The sequence below is a fragment of the Microcoleus sp. A2-C3 genome, assembly GCF_036706065.1.
Taxonomy (GTDB): Bacteria; Cyanobacteriota; Cyanobacteriia; order Cyanobacteriales; family Microcoleaceae; genus Microcoleus.
In genome coordinates this window covers 14523-30476 of sequence record NZ_JAUBVX010000032.1, presented here as the reverse complement: position 1 = coordinate 30476, position 15954 = coordinate 14523, and the positions used below count along the sequence as shown (strand labels likewise).

Below are 15954 nucleotides of genomic sequence, written 5' to 3'. Positions count from 1 at the left end.
CAGTATTTTAAAATTCAGGCTCTCAAATCTACGATATTCCGGTGCACTTTATGCAAGCGAACAAAAAACAATCCCACAAATCAATTGTGATTTTTTATCTAGGAATGCTCGGCATTTTCCTTGTGTCCTTAACTCTGCGCTTTTGGGAACTGGAGCGATTTAACACTTTCGTATTTGACGAGGTTTATTACGCCAAATTTGCCAACGATTATCTCACCAGAACTCCTTTTTTCAACGCTCACCCGCCGCTTAGTCAATACATAATTGCGATCGGGATTGCGATCGGCACTCATCTGCCTTTCGGGAAAACCGCCGTCAACAGCCTAGCAGGCTCAATTCTTTCACCTTGGGACTACCGCTGGATTAATGCTCTCACAGGTTCCTTTATCCCGCTAGTTGTCGGAGCCTTCGCCTATCAGCTCCTTCGCCGCCGCACCTTTGCTTTTCTTGCTGCTTTATTTATCGCCTGCGACGGTTTATTTTTAGTTGAATCTCGCTACGCACTCAATAACATTTATCTAGTTTTATTCGGAATACTTGGTCAATTATTTATTCTTAAAACCGTAGAAGCTGAAGGCAAAAAGCGCTTGCTTTGGCTAGTATTAGCTGGGATAGGATTCGGTGCATCTGCTGCTATCAAATGGAACGGATTGTGGTTTTTGTTGGGGGCTTATCTCATTTTAATCTGCGCTTGGGCCGTGCGTTTAATTCAGGCAAAGAGAGGAAATGAAGAACCAATCCGCGAGGTGAATTCTGCTCTCCTTCCGCCCGAAAGTCCAGTACAAAAATTGACTGAGCTAACTTTTGTTGAAGTATGCTGGAGTCTAGCTGTAATTCCTCTTTTAGTTTACAGCATCTGCTGGATTCCTCACCTGCATCTCAATCCAACTCCCAATTTCTGGCAGATGCAAACGGAAATTTTGACTTATCACGAACGCATTAAAAGTGGCCCTAGCGTGCATCCTTACTGTTCCACATGGTACAGTTGGCCTTTGATGCTCCGCCCCATAGTTTACTTCTACAAAACTGCTAGCAACAATGCACAACCAGATCCGGTTTTGCCACCTTTACCCAGCGGTGCAACTGAGACAATTTTTGACGTTCACGCGATGGGAAATCCTTTCCTTTGGTGGTTTTCCACTTTAGCTTTAATATTAGTAGCAGGAGTTTTAATTCACCGGATTGTGGTGTGGTTCCAAACGCGCCAAGTGGCTTCTGTTGAAAGCATAGAACAGCAGCAGCCGATTTTGTTTCCGCCGACGGCCCAAATGTGGATGGTGTTATATTTGATAGTTAATTGGGCTGCTAATTTGCTGCCTTGGATGAAGGTGACTCGCTGCGTATTTTTGTATCATTATATGGGCTGTTCTGTGTTTGGAGCCTTAGCACTTGCTTGGTGGGTTGACAGGTGGCTGCACAGCCCTCAAACTCGACTCCGAGGGATGGGTGTAACAATTAGTTTTTTGATTGTGGGTGCTTTTATTTTCTGGATGCCTATCTATTTGGGACTGCCTTTGTCGCAAATGGAATGGAAAATTAGAATGTGGCTGCCTTCTTGGGTTTAGGTGAAAATATTAGCGATAAATTATGTGGGAAATACTGCCTAAAGATTCAGCCGAAAAAGCTTTTATATTACAATAAGGTTCACTTAAAACCGAGATGCCCTTCCCTTAAAAAGGGTGGAACAATAAAGCTTTTAAAGTCTCCCTTTTTAAGGGAAATTTAGGAATTTTCTAAGCTGAAGGAGTCTTAAGTGAACCGTATTGTTTTATATTAGACATTTCTAATAATTCTTGTAGACGGGCATAGATCCTGCTCGCTTACTGTCTTTTCTATCCATGTTTATGACATTAAAACCCTGGTTTATGATATAATGCGCGATAAACTGGTTCCCCGCGTTTTTGAGTAGCAATTTCTCTTTCCGTAGCAACTGGCATGGGATTTTCTGCTAGCCATTCCCCGCCATTTTGACGCTGAAAACTGGGATGAGATGAAAAGCGATCGCACATTTCGACTTCTACTTCCTCAATATCCGATTGAATAAACACTTCACCGCCAACAGCCAGATAAGTAGCCAACTCGCTGACTAATTCCTGCTGTACTACCCGCCGTTTGTGGTGCTTTTTCTTGAACCACGGATCTGGAAATTGAATGCTGACTCGCTGCAAAATACCAGCGGGCAAAGTTTCTAAAATTGGCTTCAGGGAACTATTCGCATTGCAAAACAAATAGTGTAAATTTGTCAAACCTTTTTCATCGCGCCACAGATTCGCCTCTTCTACCAGAGGTTCCCGAATTTCTAATCCGAGAAAATTCCAATCTGTTTGAATTTGCGCCATATGCCACAAAAACCTTCCTCTGCCACAGCCGATATCTAAATGCAGCGGCAAATTTAAGTCGGCATAGATTTTAGTCCAATCTGGGGGACTTGCGGATGCTTGATATCTAATTGATAGGGGATTGACGTGTTCCCGAACTCTAACTCTTCCCAATTTTGATGTCTCCTGAATGTAATTTTTAACCGCTGATGTGGGCAGATTAACGCGGATTCACGCAGATGAATTTAGAAATAAAAAATCATAACACTGCGATTTTTTATTTCTAATTATTGTATCAAGCTTCTGGTTCAATCCCTGCTGCTCTTAATTGTGCGGCTAATCTTTGCGATCGTTCTCGTTCTTGTTGGGCTTGCTGTTGGGCGATCGCCCTTTGCTGCCTTTCTCTTTCTACCATTTCTGCACCCCACAATAACATCTCTCCGCTTTCATCCCACCACCGCAGCCAATATCCCGTTCTTTCGGCTTTTGTTCCCTGCCAAACACCCAGAAATAACCCAACTCCAGGAATCCAATAACGGCCGAAAGCGTCGGGTGGTTGTACTTCATACTTTCCAGATGAATCCAAGTAGTAGACTTCTAACACTCCGGCGGCTGGCTCAAAAAGTGCATAGATTGGAACTCGCAATATTTGCTCGTAAAAATACCATTTTCCGGGGGGATAAGTTTTTTTGCTAGAATATTCATCGTTGGGACTAGCTGATAAAAATTCCATGACGATCGCCGGAATATCTCCTTCTAAATTGGGAGTGTAACTGCGGCGAATTTCTTGACTAGAAAGCGGCTGGACGTTGCGGGCATAAAACCAATCTGGAGCTTTGATAACTAGCTTGTCGTTTAATGTAGCGCAAATTCCCATGTTTGGGGCAACTAATATTCCTGTTAAAATTAGCCCTGCGATTTCTAGGATTTCGCGCAAGGCGGCGGCTAGCAAGGGTTGGTCGATATTTTCCACAGGTTCCTCGTCTAAAATGAAATCGTCTGGCAATTTTTCCCAGGTAATCTTTAAGTCGGCTGTAGTGGCTGTCACGGTATTTTACCTTTTATTGAGACTGCTATTACTAAGACTGCTGGAGCGCTGTTCGCAATACTTCCCGATGGAAGAGCGATCGCCCTACTATAAATTTTATCCTTTCCTGCGATAATGCGTCGCCGTTGGCGTAGTGTTCGATCCAGGTTTTGCTGATTAAATAAGGATCTTCGGGCAATTCTGATAATAAGTACCCCGGCATTTCTAACTCGTCCATCAATTGACTAACTTTGGGATCGTAGCTGAGAGCAAAGCAGCGGCATTCTTCCGAAGCTGCCATAATTAAACTATGGTAGCGCATCCCGATCGCCATTTCGACTCCCCGGAATAGTCCTTTCAATTTTCTCGGATCGTCTAAACTAAGTATCTCACTTCGTTTCGGCAGGGCTTCGTGCAAATGCTTGGCAAGTTCTAAGTCGCGAGATGCTTGAAAAGGTAGCAGTAAAATTAAGGTTCTGGTTGCTTTTTGAAAGTCAACTAAAGCTTGAGTTAAGATTGACAAACGGGCGGGAGTTAGTGTAGAATGCGATCGCAAACAAACTGCAACTCTGGGCGCTGGTAAATTCCATAAACCGGATACGGGGGAATTCTCTAAAGCCCACACGGGATCTGGTGCTAAAGTGAACGGAATTTGCCAATCTGCAAGTAAGGTAGCTGAGCCTTTATCCCGCACGCTGACGGCGGTGCATCCAGCAAAACACCGCTGAGATAATTTGCGGGTTATCTCTCGATTTAAAGGCCCAATTCCCTGGGCCCAAGCAACTGTTTTTAAGCCCATTTGTTGCGCTAGTCCCATTAAACCGCCATAATAGAAAGGGCTGATCATGCTGGTAGCGTCTTGGATTAAACTGCCGCCTCCCCAGATTAGGGCGTCGGCGCTGCGGAGTGCTTCGAGGACTTGAAACGCATTCATACGATCGCGCGCAGCTACCCCGTACCGCTGATTTGTCTCGACAGGATTGCCAGAAAGGACGATCGGCGTCACCCCATCTGGTAACATTTGCAGTAGCGATGCCAACAGCGCCTCGTCGCCACCGTTGCCTTTACCGTAATAGCCGCACAAAATTGCTCGCATTTCTACTCTTGGTTTATAATGGGGAATCTAAGTATTACAATATCTAATTGTTGCGGTCGATTCGTAAAATATTTTAACAGTTAACAGTCAACAGTTAACAGTCAACAGCCTTAAACAAATAAATACATATTTTATCTTCCCCGTTCTCTGTTATTTTAGAATACAAAAAATGCACGCTTTGTCAATTCCCACCTGGATTATTCACATCTCTAGCGTCGTCGAGTGGATTGCCGCCATCTGGTTGATTTGGACTTACGGCGAAGTCACTCAAAACCGAGCTTGGTGGGCCCTTTCCGCCGGAATGCTGCCCGCCCTAGTCAGCGCCATGTGTGCTTGTACTTGGCACTATTTTGACAACTCCCCAGCCCTTGAATGGATCGTTACCCTGCAAGCGGCGATGACTCTCATCGGCAATTTTACTCTGTGGGCGGCGGCTTGGTTGATTTGGCGATCGGCTCAACCACCAGAAAAAATTCAAGATTAAAAGAGGTGTCAAATCAATGAAAAATAGCACTTTTTGGGCAACATTTACAACAAGTTCACTTTTGCTAGCAGCCGGATTTTTGCTTCCCAGCCAAGCCAGCAACAACCGACTGCAAATCGCCCAACAGCCAAACTGTAAAAGCCCTCAAACCACGGTTGATATGACTTTATGTTCGACTCAGGAGTTTAAAGCAGCAGACACCAAACTCAATCAATTATATCAGCAAATTCTGCCAATAATCAACAGCAAACAAAAGCAGAGATTGACTACGGCACAGCGTACTTGGGTAAAATTTAGAGATGAAACTTGTAATTATTCAGCAGGACACTTTGAAGGCGGTACTTTAGCTCCTTCTGTCTACATTTCTTGCAAAGCAAAAGTGACACAACAGCGCGTTAAAGATTTGGAAGGTTATTTGGAGCAAGCAAATTTGTAAGCAAATTAACCGAATTAGCTATTAGATTACCGACTTCTTCTGTGAGATGTTGTACCTGCGGTAAAACTCTGGTTTTTGATCTAAAATATAGCATCAAAACCTATATTTCTCGTTCAAAAAACCTTTTTTTGTACGTTGAGGGTGCTGTAAAATAAAAAATCAATTTATCTTTTTCAACGGCAATCGTGTACAATCTAAAGTCTAAAAACTAAAAGCTAAAATCTCAAATCGCCATGTCCTTCGTTGGTTTGCACATTCACAGCGATTACAGCCTCCTAGATGGCGCTTCTCAGCTACAGCCGCTCGCCGATCGGGCGGTGGAATTGGGGATGCCCGCGATCGCCCTTACAGACCACGGAGTGATGTATGGTGCGATCGAACTCATCAAAGTTTGCCGAAATAAAAATATCAAGCCCATAATTGGCAATGAAATGTATGTCGTCAACGGCGACATCGAAGTCAAAGTTCGAGGTAGAAGAAAATACCATCAAGTTGTCTTAGCAAAAAATACCCAAGGCTATAAAAACCTCGTCAAACTCACCACAATTTCCCACTTAAAGGGAATGCCAGAACGAGGTATTTTTGCCCGCCCCTGTATCAACAAAGACCTACTAAAACAATACTCCGAAGGTTTAATTGTCACCAGCGCTTGTTTGGGTGGCGAAGTTCCCCAAATGATTCTGCAAAACAAGCTAGATGAAGCCCGCGAAGTTGCCAAATGGTATAAAGAAGTATTTGGGGATGACTACTATATAGAAATTCAAGACCACGGTTCCCAAGAAGACCGGATGGTGAATGTGGAAATAGTCAAAATTGCCCGCGAATTCAATATAAAAATAATCGCCACTAACGATTCTCACTATATTTCTTGCAACGACGTAGAAGCCCACGATGCTTTGCTTTGTATCAACACCAACAAACTGATTGAAGAAGATAAGCGGATGCGCTACAGCGGTACTGAATATCTTAAGTCCGCTGACGAGATGGCGCAACTGTTTCGAGACCATTTGGACGACGAAACCATCAAAGAGGCGATCGAAACTACCCTAGAAGTAGCAAACAAAGTATCAAGATACGAGCTAACAGGTGAAGCTCGGATTCCCACAATTCCAATTCCCCCAGAACATACCGCCGATACCTATGTAGAAGAAATATCTTGGTTAGGACTATTAGAACGCCTAAAAAGCCGTACCAGAAACGAAATCCCCCCAGTCTACAAACAAAGACTAGAATATGAGCTAAAAATGATTCAGCAGATGGGTTTCTCTGAATATTTTTTAGTGGTTTGGGACTACATGAAATATGCTAGAGACAACAATATTCCTGTCGGGCCAGGACGTGGTTCTGCGGCAGGTTCTTTAGTTGCTTACGTCCTCAACATTACCAACATAGACCCCGTACACCACGGATTGCTATTCGAGAGATTTCTAAATCCCGAACGTAAATCTATGCCAGATATCGATAGTGATTTTTGCATAGAAAGACGCGACGATATGATTAAATATGTTACGGAAAAATATGGTACAGACCGCGTAGCACAAATTATTACTTTCAACAGAATGACATCAAAAGCTGTCTTGAAAGATGTTGCCAGAGTTTTAGGTATTCCCTACAAAAAAGCCGACGAAATGGCAAAAATGATTCCCGTGTCGCGGGGGAAACCGGAAAAACTCAAAGTGATGATTTCCAATGGAACACCGGCACAGGAATTTAAAGATAACTACGAAAATACAATTTGTATCAATGCAGAAACTGGCACCGAAGTTCCAGTGCGTCAGTGGATTGACATGGCAATTCGCATTGAAGGAACTAACAAAACCTATGGCGTTCATGCCGCCGGTGTGGTGATTTCTTCCCAACCCCTTGATGAAATTGTACCATTACAAAAGAATGACAATGGTGCAGTGATTACCCAATATTTCATGGAAGATTTGGAATTTTTGGGGTTGCTGAAGATGGATTTTCTGGGACTTAAAAATTTAACAACTCTCCAAAAAACAGTCGAGTATGTTAAGCACACGCAAAATAAAACTATCGATGCCGAAGCTTTACCTTCTGACATAGAACGCAGAGCTCAAGAGACATTTACTCGAATCAAAAAGTTGCCTGAAGATGTAGAAAAGACTTATCAACTATTAGAAAAAGGAGATTTAGAAGGTATTTTTCAGCTAGAATCTTCTGGGATGCTGGATGTAGTAAAAAAAATTAAACCTTCCTGTCTGGATGATATTTCTTCTATTCTGGCGCTTTATCGTCCCGGCCCGCTGGATGCTGGTTTGATTCCACAATTCATCGATCGCAAACACGGTAGAGAAGTGGTTAAATATGACCATCCGCTGTTAGAACCAATTTTAAAAGAGACCTATGGAACGCTTTGTTTCCAAGAGCAAATTATGCGGATGGCTCAAGATTTGGCGGGCTATTCTTTAGGTCAAGCTGACTTGCTGCGTCGTGCAATGGGCAAGAAGAAGGCTGATGAAATGCAGAAGCAAAAGGAAACATTTATTGATGGGGCAACTAAGAATGGTGTCACTCAAAGAATTGCCGAAGAGTTGTTCGGGCAAATGCTACAATTCGCAGAATATTGTTTTAATAAATCCCATTCAATGGCCTATGCCTATATCACTTATCAAACTGCTTATTTAAAGGCAAATTTTCCTGTAGAATACATGGCTGCACTGCTGACTGCTAACAGAGGCGACCAGGAGAAGGTACAGAGATATATTGCTAATTGTCTCAAGCTGAAAATTGACGTTGAGCCACCTGATATTAATGGCTCTGAACTTACTTTTACGCCGCTTCCTATAGAGATGACAAAGGCTGAAAAACATAAAATTTTGTTTGGAATTTCGGCGGTTAAAAATGTGGGTGAGGGGGCTATTGAAAATATTTTGGAGGCACGCAAGGAAGGGGGTAATTTTAAGTCGCTGCCGGATTTGTGCGATCGCGTAAATCTACATTCTGTCAACCGCCGCGCCCTAGAAGCCTTGATTCAGTGTGGTGCTTTTGACAAAATCGATCCCAACCGCCAGCAATTGGTAAACGACCTCGAAGGGGTGATGAAATGGGCCCAAGACCGCAAGAAAGATCGAGAAAGTGGTCAAGGTAATCTGTTTGACTTGTTAGGTGGAAATAGCTTTGATAAGTCGGTCAATAAATTTGAGTCTGCACCAAAATCAAAGACTGTCAAAAATTTTGATACACAGGAAAAATTGCGTTTAGAAAAAGAATTACTGGGTTTTTATGTATCAGAACATCCCCTGAAGTTTCTGCTGCAATCTAATCAAGATCCAGATGTTGTGACTCTGGCACAGTTAGCCGATAAAAAAGGGAAAGTTTCGGTTATTGTCATGCTCAATGCTATCAAAATGGTAGTGACGAAAAAAGGCGACGCGATGGCAATTTTGCAATTAGAAGATTTGACACATCAAATCAAAGCTGTTGTGTTTCCCAAGGCTTATGAACAACTGAAACCATATATTATAGACAATGCTGTTTTACTGATTAGTGGAAAAATTGAGAAAGATGGCGAGGAAATTCAAATAATTGTAGATACTGCTAAGCCTGTGGAAACAGCACAGGTTCCAGAGGAAATTGAGGTAGCCCAACCAGAAATACAAAATTCTTGGGCGGCGCCATCCCAAACACAAAATTCTTGGGCGGCGCAACCGGAAAGACAAAATTATTTGGCGGCGGAACCGGTCAACTTTGCCCGATCGACAAAACCTGTGGAAGTTATAGAAATGCTGATTGTCAAGTTTACACCGCAGCAAGTACAAGATGCAGAAAAACTCTATGCTCTCAAATCTCTTTTGCAAGAACTTTCCAATCGTGGAGAGGATGCTAGCGTTTCTGTCGGGGGAATCGTTGTCGGTGAATATTCCTGTCAACCGCTTCGCATCAACCGTCAATTGTGGGTACAAGATGGCGAGGGCGCTGTTAGCCGTCTCAAGTCGGCGGGATTTGATGCTTGGGTTTTTCCTCTCGACAATCGCGGGGATGCTGCGGTGTTTCGAGAAGTGCGATCGCAACTTAACATACATTCTTGGGCCAGTCGTTTACTTGACGCGGATGTCGATCGCATTTCCCAGTATCTCAACTATCTCGCCCAACTAAACAAACGCCCGCCAAACTAAGCCGACGTGCATCTAATTTTCAAAATCATCTTTCTTTTAATCTCTTGTGGGGTGGGCTTCGACGCCGCCCCAAAAATTAAATTCCAATACCACAACAGCTTAACTACCGCTATTCTCCCGCGTCTACAACACAATCTTGATCCTCACCACTATTTTGTGAAGATTCTTTAGCCTTAATCACCGCTTCCCGAAAACCTAAAACTACTAAAATATTGGCAAGTGTCAAAAATAGTTCCGCAGAACCGTGCAGCCAATCGACATTTGCTAGAGACTCATTGTAGACAACTTTTGCGTAAATTGCGGCAGGAATAGTCACAGCCACAAAAACCAAAGTGCCGTAAAATCCCATCAGAGCTAAACGGGGTGTTTTTCCAGATTTAGTCAAAAACCAGAGAAATCCCAAGTAGGGAAATAGGGATAGCACAAATAAACTTTCTTTGGAAATCATTAGTAATTGGTGAGCGACCAGATATCATGATAAATTAAAAAAACAAAAATTAATGTGAATAATTTTTAAGCTTTTACTTTGAATTTTTTATGTCTAATTTGACAAATTAACCCATTTTTATCGAACCGCTAGAGACTCACCCAAGTCCATAGCTTTTAACTTCCTCCGCAGCAGGTCGCTAGTCTTAAAAAAACCTAACCCACGCGGAGACACAACCCGTAACTTTTCCTCTAACACCGTTGTTAGCATAACACATTTTCAACTGCTCCAGTCTGTCAATTATTCCTCTACCCAGCTATCAGAAACTGAGACATTTCCAAAGTTATCTGTCTGCTGGGAGGCATCAAGCAAGGCTCGCTCAAAACCTCTAAATCTAAGCCGGGTTTTCTATCTGCTGCGATAATTTCCTTGAGCTTAGCATCAAAATCAAAACGCGGGCCACAATCCCAAACTTTGAGTTCCAAGCGTCCGTTCAATACCGTAATTTTCAGTTGAATAGGAGTTTCTACTGGCAGATTTGTGTGAGCGTGGCGAACAGCATTAGTGAAACCTTCCGCTAAAGCTAACTGAAACTGGAACCAAACCTCATTGGAAATCGATAAATCTTGCAACTGCTCAAACCAGTCCAAAACTTTAGTTAAAGAATTCATATCCGTGTTAACTTGCAAGCTGATCTGTTTAACAGAACTTTCATTCAGTTCTTCTTCCTGCTCAATGTCATCTTGCCAATCCCACTTATTTTTTAACAAATTCATTAACCCATCTAAAGGGGTAGCCTTTTTTGTTTGTTTGGAGCAATTGCGACCTTCTACTTTGTAAATTTTGCTCACAGACAAACAATTTCGACCATCGGGAGTCCGGGTGTAACTCAGCGCGTCTGCAATCTGCCACATGAGTTTGATCCCTCTGCCGCCTTCTGCTAGTTCGTCTATGCTGTTCAACATTTGTTTTCCCTGTCTAAAAGTATTAGTTGTTACCACATTTAACACCCGCCGAGCAAAGCTGTAGTCTTTTATACGTGCTTACTCAGTATTATTTTGGCGATCGCACCACAATCTTATCTTTTTTATAGAAGGCATCGCATCAGCAATATGTCTTAAGAGTCTAAGCCAATTGGCTTATTTATCGATCGCCTGTACGGAGAACGATCGCCCTCCGCAGCAAAATCCAACTACATCGGGTACAAATTACCGAGCCACTGCCGGAGCCAGCCATTTACCCCAGCAGTCAAAAGCTCGAAAATACAAGGCATTCAGCGCCTGCAAACGGCGACTCGCCCATCGCCTGCAAAACTGCTTTGAGGTGTTTGCTCTCATCCTAAAGGTGTAAGTAATATCCGCAAATGCGATCGCCGACAAATCTTACACCGTCGAGGCGTATCAATGCACTAGACTAGGACTTGCGCCAACAACCCGGTTTCTGCTAAAAATATTGGGTTTGACAGCGAAGAATTAACAAGAAAACAAGGTTTTTAGCCCCTGCGTAAGTCCAGTCTGTTATGTTCGAGGGAGAGAAGGGGAGAAGGGGAGAAGGAGAGAGGGGGAGGATGTCAAAAGTACGGAATAAGTAATTGAAATATACAATTTAAATGCGCAACACCTTATGACCAAAATTAAACTGACAATTCTGGCCGCAGCGATACTGCTACTCCCATTTTGCGCAGCAGTTCCCTTACCAGCCCAAAATATGTCTCTACTCAGGCGGCTGATAGCAACAAGAGAATGTCCCGGATGCGACTTATTTGGGGCTTCCTTGAGCGGTGCAGATTTGTTTGGGGCTTCGTTGAGCCGCGCCACTCTCAGCAGGGCCGACTTAGTTGATGCCGACTTGACGGCGGCGGATTTAATGGAAGCTAATTTAAACAACGCCAACATGAAAAATGCCTTTTTGGCCTACGCCGACCTCAGCAAAGCCGACATGAGCAGGGCCGACATCAGGGGAGCCAACTTAGAAAATGCCAACCTCAGCGAGAGTTCTCTGATCGACGCATCCCTTCAGTTGGCTAACTTAAAATGTAGTAATTTGAGAGCAGCGAAACTAAGTCGAACAGACCTGAGAAATGCCGATTTTACTGGTGCAAATCTCATCGGTGCAGATATCAAAGAAGCTGATTTAAGCGGTGCAAATTTCAGCGGTGCAGACCTCAGAGGGGCAGATTTGAGCGATGCGAGATTGAACAAAGCTAATCTTACAGATGCTAATTTATGCGGCGCCCGGATGCCGAACCGCAAAATATCTCGGCGAGGTTGTGAAGTTAACAAACAACAACCGATTAGCTCGAACAATTACTGCAATTATTGCCGTCCCATCAAGGACTGGTGGCTGAATGTTTTAAGGTTCAATTAAGCGGTACGATCGCGATAACTTCCTTTTTGCTTCTGGGCGATCACTAGCGAACCCAGAAACCGGGTTTCTTCGCAGATTTCTCGTTACCCAAACCAAAACTCGTGGAAACCCGGTTTCTCGCCCCCATGCGTCATTAACTACTACAAACTCAACTCAGAAGCCCGGTTTCTTGCTATACAACTGCTTTTCTCTACTTGGAAGTACCTAGAAATTTGCTCACTACCCGCAGATATTCTACACCGCCGATTTGTGCCGAATTATTGTGTCCTCCATCAGGAACCATGTAAAGCTGTTTGGGCTCTGGTGCTGCATCAAACAGTTTTTTGCTCATTTGGGCTGGAACTACACTGTCAGCAGTCCCGTGAATAAATAGCACGGGCATTTGTAGCCGATCGACCTTTGATAGAGAATCAAACCGCTGCGTCAGCAAATAATTTATCGGAAACACCCTAAATAGCGGTTTTTGGAAATCCACCATTGCCAGTACCGAAGTAAAAGAACCCTCCACAATTAACCCCGCGGCCTCCGGGTGGCGCACTGCCAGATCGATCGCAATTGCCCCTCCCAAAGAATGACCATAGATATAAATTTGATTTGGGTGAATCCCGCGCTGTTTCACCAAATAATCCCAAGCCTGTTCAACATCCTCATAAACCCTAGATTCACTGGGAAAATCGCCCTGGCTTTTTCCGTAACCGCGATAATCGATCAGAAACACCGACAAACCTAAGCGATGAAATCTATTAGCGTGTTCGACATTTGCTCCCACATTTGAACCATTACCGTGCAGGTACAAAACTACCCGCCCTAACTTCTCCTTGTTAAGTGGAGAAACCGGAATTGCCTCTTTTGATTCTCCCAAACTCAAAGGAACCGAAACTGCTTCTCTGACTTCGCCCCGAAATTTGCCGGGTTTTTCCGAGGCAGGAATCCACCACCCGTGCACACTTTCCACCGCCCCTGTTTTAGCTGGAATTGGCAGCCAAACATCTTGATATTTCAACTGAAAATCATCTGGCGTAGTTGCGATCGCCCGCGCCGGAAAAAAGATAAACTTACCTTGCGCTGCTAATAGAAATATACAAGCACCAGAATAAGCGATCGCCAAAACCATCCCAAAAGTTATTAGCGGTTTAGACAAAAGAAATACCAAAAACTTGTTCATAGAAAATAGGCACGGGGGGAAATTAGATATCGCTTAAAAGCTAACGGTCGTAAATGATTAATTTAGACCATTAGCCAAGATCTATTACTAACTTCCGTCGCCCCGTTCCGCCGACTTTCAAAAATTAATCCAATTTCGGGCGATGCAAGTGCCAATTGGTAGACTGTTCGTAAGCATGAGCCACTTGAAACAACCGAGATTCTTGCAAAACATTACCAATCAGTTGTATGCCCACTGGCAGTCCTTGATCATCAAATCCGCAGGGCAAACTCAAAGCTGGCAAACCAGCAAGATTCACCGGAATAGTCATCAAATCTGACAAATACATACTCAGGGGGTCGTTAAATTTTTCGCCTGCCTTAAAAGCCGTAGTCGGAGCAGTGGGACAGACCAAAACATCAACTTGAGAAAAAGCCTTTTCAAAGTCTTCTTTAATCAAAGTCCGAACTTTTTGAGCTTTGAGATAATAGGCGTCGTAATATCCAGCCGACAACACATAAGTGCCGATCGCAATCCGGCGTTTAACTTCCGCACCGAACCCTTGAGAGCGAGTTTTGGCATACATATCCAACAGATTATCGGGATCGGGCGATCGGAAACCATACTTGACTCCATCATATCTCGCCAAATTCGCCGAAGCTTCCGAGGGAGCAATAATGTAGTAAGTGGGCAAACCGTAGCGGAACCGGGGACAAGAAATGACTTGAATTTCTGCTCCCAATTGTTGAAATTGTTCGATCGCCTTAGTCACAGCATCTTTAACACCAGAGTCCAACCCGACGCCAAAAGTTTCTTTAATTACACCAATTCTAATCTGACCCTTCGGTCGCAAACTGGGTCTCAAAGCTTGAGCGTAGTCAGGAATTGGGACATTCAGACTCGTGGAATCTCTCGGATCATAACCCGCGACGGCCCCCAACAAAATCGCCGCATCCTCAACAGTCCGGCCAAAGGGCCCGATTTGATCGAGAGAAGAAGCATAGGCCACCAGACCGTAGCGAGAAACCAACCCATAGGTCGGTTTCATCCCCACCAAGCCACAAAAAGCAGCAGGTTGGCGGATCGAACCCCCAGTATCCGAACCCAAGCTCACGACGCATTCTCCGCCAGCTACCGCCGCGGCAGAACCGCCAGAAGATCCTCCGGGCACGCGCTCCAAGTCCCAAGGATTGGCGGTAACTTGGTACGCAGAAGTTTCCGTCGAGCTCCCCATTGCAAACTCGTCCATATTCGCCTTACCCACAATCACAGCACCGGCTGCGTGGAGTTTGGAGACAACAGTTGCATCGTAGGGAGGCACAAAATTTTCCAAAATCCGAGATCCACAGGTTGTGGGAATGCCCTCGGTGCACATATTGTCCTTAACGGCGATCGGGATACCGGCCAACAGCCCAATTTCCTCGCCTGCTGCAATTTGGGCATCCACTTTGTGGGCCTGCGCCAATGCGCTATCTGCTGTCACGCACAGAAAGCTTTTCAATTTCGGCTCTAGCTGGGTAATTCGGTCTAATCTTTCTTGAGTAATTTCCACAGCAGAGCGTTCTTTATTGACCAGTTGTCGGTGCAACTCGCGGATGGATGCCATGCTCGTACCTTTATCAATTCTACTTTCAGCCACTTAGCCAATATAGCTGGCAATTGCTCCCACTTACAGCCCTTCTTGATCTGCGTCTATCTGCGTGCATCTGCGGTAAAAAAAAGCTAAGTATTTGCCCCAACGATCCCCAAGAACACAATTTCATCCGGAATTATCCCCAAAACCAAAGATATATGGTAAGAAGTTCCCGATGCCCCGTTGGAAGAATGCCACCTAAAGCTCACCTAGAATCTCACCTGACGGCAGAGGAACTCAAACTTCGCTACCGGCAGGCACAAAACACCACAGAGTCGCGCCGCTGGCACTTGCTACTCTTAGTTTCTCGAAATTGGACTATCAAACAATCAGCCCAAGTCGTAGGTATCAACTACGACTACGCCAAAGAAATTGTCCAGCGCTACAACCGAGAAGGGCCTAACTCTGTGAGAAACCGCAGCGGAGACCGCCAGCCCCCTCCTGCAAAATCCTTGCTGAGTCCAGAACAGCAAGAAGAACTGCGACAAGCGCTGCAAGGCTCTGCCCCCGATGGCGGAGACTGGACAGGCCCCAAAGTAGCTCTCTGGATTGCCGAAAAGACTGGTAGCGCTCATGTCTGGCCCCAACGTGGCTGGGATTACCTCAAGCGGTTGGGTGTTGACTGGCGGCGGCGACGCAGAAAGTAGATAGTTCGCAATATTTTAGAGGGAGTCGATCGCACTCCTCGCGATCGACCCCCTTTATTTTGGCAGAAGTCATTGGGCATTAGTCATTGGGCATTGGCCAAACAGGGCATTGGGCGAAGCGAAGCGGAGGGATTGGCCAAACAGGGCATTGGCCAAACAGGGCATTGGGCATTCGTCAAAATAACAGGTGCGTCACTCGATCGATTGTCGCTCTTTGTTGAGAATTTTCGATGTATCCG

14 protein-coding genes are annotated in these 15954 nt (G+C 44.5%); 7 read left to right on the top strand and 7 right to left on the bottom strand.

The window, feature by feature from the left end; all coding sequences use genetic code 11:
* The first annotated feature begins 50 nt into the window (after nt 1-50).
* Entirely contained in the window at nt 51-1565 is a 1515-nt protein-coding gene (locus tag QUB66_RS18275) for a dolichyl-phosphate-mannose--protein mannosyltransferase (protein WP_332969037.1), read from the top strand.
* A gap of 285 nt (nt 1566-1850) precedes the next feature.
* Here the strand turns inward: QUB66_RS18275 and trmB are convergent, their stop codons facing one another.
* From trmB to csaB, 3 genes are all read right to left on the bottom strand, one after another.
* A complete protein-coding gene (gene trmB / locus QUB66_RS18270; protein ID WP_332969036.1) occupies nt 1851-2492 on the bottom strand; it encodes a tRNA (guanosine(46)-N7)-methyltransferase TrmB in 642 nt (213 codons plus the stop codon).
* 121 nt (nt 2493-2613) lie between these two features.
* Nucleotides 2614-3366, bottom strand: a complete 753-nt coding sequence (locus QUB66_RS18265) for a Uma2 family endonuclease (RefSeq protein WP_332969035.1) — start codon at nt 3364-3366, stop codon at nt 2614-2616.
* 31 nt (nt 3367-3397) lie between these two features.
* The gene (gene csaB / locus QUB66_RS18260; protein WP_332969034.1) at nt 3398-4441 is read right to left on the bottom strand and encodes a polysaccharide pyruvyl transferase CsaB; all 1044 of its coding nucleotides are present in this window, start codon (nt 4439-4441) and stop codon (nt 3398-3400) included.
* Between the two features lie 169 nt (nt 4442-4610).
* Here csaB and QUB66_RS18255 point away from each other — a divergent pair, with 169 nt between their 5' ends.
* The 3 genes from QUB66_RS18255 (at nt 4611) to QUB66_RS18245 (ending at nt 9497) form a co-directional block, all read left to right on the top strand.
* Nucleotides 4611-4925 carry a DUF2499 domain-containing protein gene (locus tag QUB66_RS18255; protein ID WP_265239616.1) on the top strand — a complete coding sequence of 105 codons (315 nt, stop codon included), beginning with the start codon at nt 4611-4613 and terminating at the stop codon, nt 4923-4925.
* 16 nt (nt 4926-4941) lie between these two features.
* Nucleotides 4942-5361, top strand: coding sequence for a lysozyme inhibitor LprI family protein (locus QUB66_RS18250; protein WP_332969033.1), 420 nt, complete (start codon nt 4942-4944; stop codon nt 5359-5361).
* A 233-nt stretch (nt 5362-5594) separates the two neighbouring features.
* Nucleotides 5595-9497, top strand: coding sequence for a DNA polymerase III subunit alpha (locus QUB66_RS18245; protein WP_332969032.1), 3903 nt, complete (start codon nt 5595-5597; stop codon nt 9495-9497).
* Between the two features lie 109 nt (nt 9498-9606).
* Here QUB66_RS18245 and QUB66_RS18240 read toward each other — a convergent pair whose 3' ends face one another.
* Both QUB66_RS18240 and QUB66_RS18235 read right to left on the bottom strand, forming a co-directional pair.
* Complete coding sequence (locus QUB66_RS18240) at nt 9607-9945, bottom strand: DUF3593 domain-containing protein (RefSeq protein WP_265239621.1); 339 nt, start codon at nt 9943-9945, stop codon at nt 9607-9609.
* Nucleotides 9946-10232: 287 nt separating this feature from the next.
* On the bottom strand, nt 10233-10889 hold the full coding sequence (locus QUB66_RS18235) for an ATP-binding protein (RefSeq protein WP_265239622.1): 657 nt from the start codon (nt 10887-10889) through the stop codon (nt 10233-10235).
* A gap of 169 nt (nt 10890-11058) precedes the next feature.
* Here QUB66_RS18235 and QUB66_RS18230 point away from each other — a divergent pair, with 169 nt between their 5' ends.
* Complete coding sequence (locus QUB66_RS18230) at nt 11059-11274, top strand: hypothetical protein (RefSeq protein ID WP_332969031.1); 216 nt, start codon at nt 11059-11061, stop codon at nt 11272-11274.
* Between the two features lie 273 nt (nt 11275-11547).
* The gene (locus QUB66_RS18225) at nt 11548-12291 is read left to right on the top strand and encodes a pentapeptide repeat-containing protein (protein WP_265239624.1); all 744 of its coding nucleotides are present in this window, start codon (nt 11548-11550) and stop codon (nt 12289-12291) included.
* Between the two features lie 190 nt (nt 12292-12481).
* On the opposite strand, the gene QUB66_RS18220 is transcribed toward QUB66_RS18225, so the two are convergent.
* Together QUB66_RS18220 and gatA are read right to left on the bottom strand one after the other, a co-directional pair.
* Nucleotides 12482-13456: an alpha/beta hydrolase gene (locus tag QUB66_RS18220; RefSeq protein WP_332969030.1), complete on the bottom strand. Its 975-nt coding sequence runs from the start codon at nt 13454-13456 to the stop codon at nt 12482-12484.
* Nucleotides 13457-13580: 124 nt separating this feature from the next.
* Nucleotides 13581-15041 carry an Asp-tRNA(Asn)/Glu-tRNA(Gln) amidotransferase subunit GatA gene (gatA, locus tag QUB66_RS18215; RefSeq protein ID WP_332969064.1) on the bottom strand — a complete coding sequence of 487 codons (1461 nt, stop codon included), beginning with the start codon at nt 15039-15041 and terminating at the stop codon, nt 13581-13583.
* 218 nt (nt 15042-15259) lie between these two features.
* Here gatA and QUB66_RS18210 point away from each other — a divergent pair, with 218 nt between their 5' ends.
* The gene (locus QUB66_RS18210) at nt 15260-15715 is read left to right on the top strand and encodes a helix-turn-helix domain-containing protein (protein ID WP_332969029.1); all 456 of its coding nucleotides are present in this window, start codon (nt 15260-15262) and stop codon (nt 15713-15715) included.
* Nucleotides 15716-15954: the final 239 nt, after the last annotated feature.

Excerpts from the sequence above, each read along its gene's own strand:
- QUB66_RS18210 (WP_332969029.1), top strand. The coding sequence starts at position 15,260 with ATGCCACCTAAAGCTCACCTAGAATCTCACCTGACGGCAGAGGAACTC.
- QUB66_RS18235 (WP_265239622.1), bottom strand. The coding sequence starts at position 10,889 with ATGTTGAACAGCATAGACGAACTAGCAGAAGGCGGCAGAGGGATCAAA.
- QUB66_RS18275 (WP_332969037.1), top strand. The coding sequence starts at position 51 with ATGCAAGCGAACAAAAAACAATCCCACAAATCAATTGTGATTTTTTAT.
- QUB66_RS18255 (WP_265239616.1), top strand. The coding sequence starts at position 4,611 with ATGCACGCTTTGTCAATTCCCACCTGGATTATTCACATCTCTAGCGTC.
- QUB66_RS18220 (WP_332969030.1), bottom strand. The coding sequence starts at position 13,456 with ATGAACAAGTTTTTGGTATTTCTTTTGTCTAAACCGCTAATAACTTTT.
- QUB66_RS18225 (WP_265239624.1), top strand. The coding sequence starts at position 11,548 with ATGACCAAAATTAAACTGACAATTCTGGCCGCAGCGATACTGCTACTC.
- csaB (WP_332969034.1), bottom strand. The coding sequence starts at position 4,441 with ATGCGAGCAATTTTGTGCGGCTATTACGGTAAAGGCAACGGTGGCGAC.
- QUB66_RS18240 (WP_265239621.1), bottom strand. The coding sequence starts at position 9,945 with ATGATTTCCAAAGAAAGTTTATTTGTGCTATCCCTATTTCCCTACTTG.
- gatA (WP_332969064.1), bottom strand. The coding sequence starts at position 15,041 with ATGGCATCCATCCGCGAGTTGCACCGACAACTGGTCAATAAAGAACGC.
- QUB66_RS18245 (WP_332969032.1), top strand. The coding sequence starts at position 5,595 with ATGTCCTTCGTTGGTTTGCACATTCACAGCGATTACAGCCTCCTAGAT.
- QUB66_RS18250 (WP_332969033.1), top strand. The coding sequence starts at position 4,942 with ATGAAAAATAGCACTTTTTGGGCAACATTTACAACAAGTTCACTTTTG.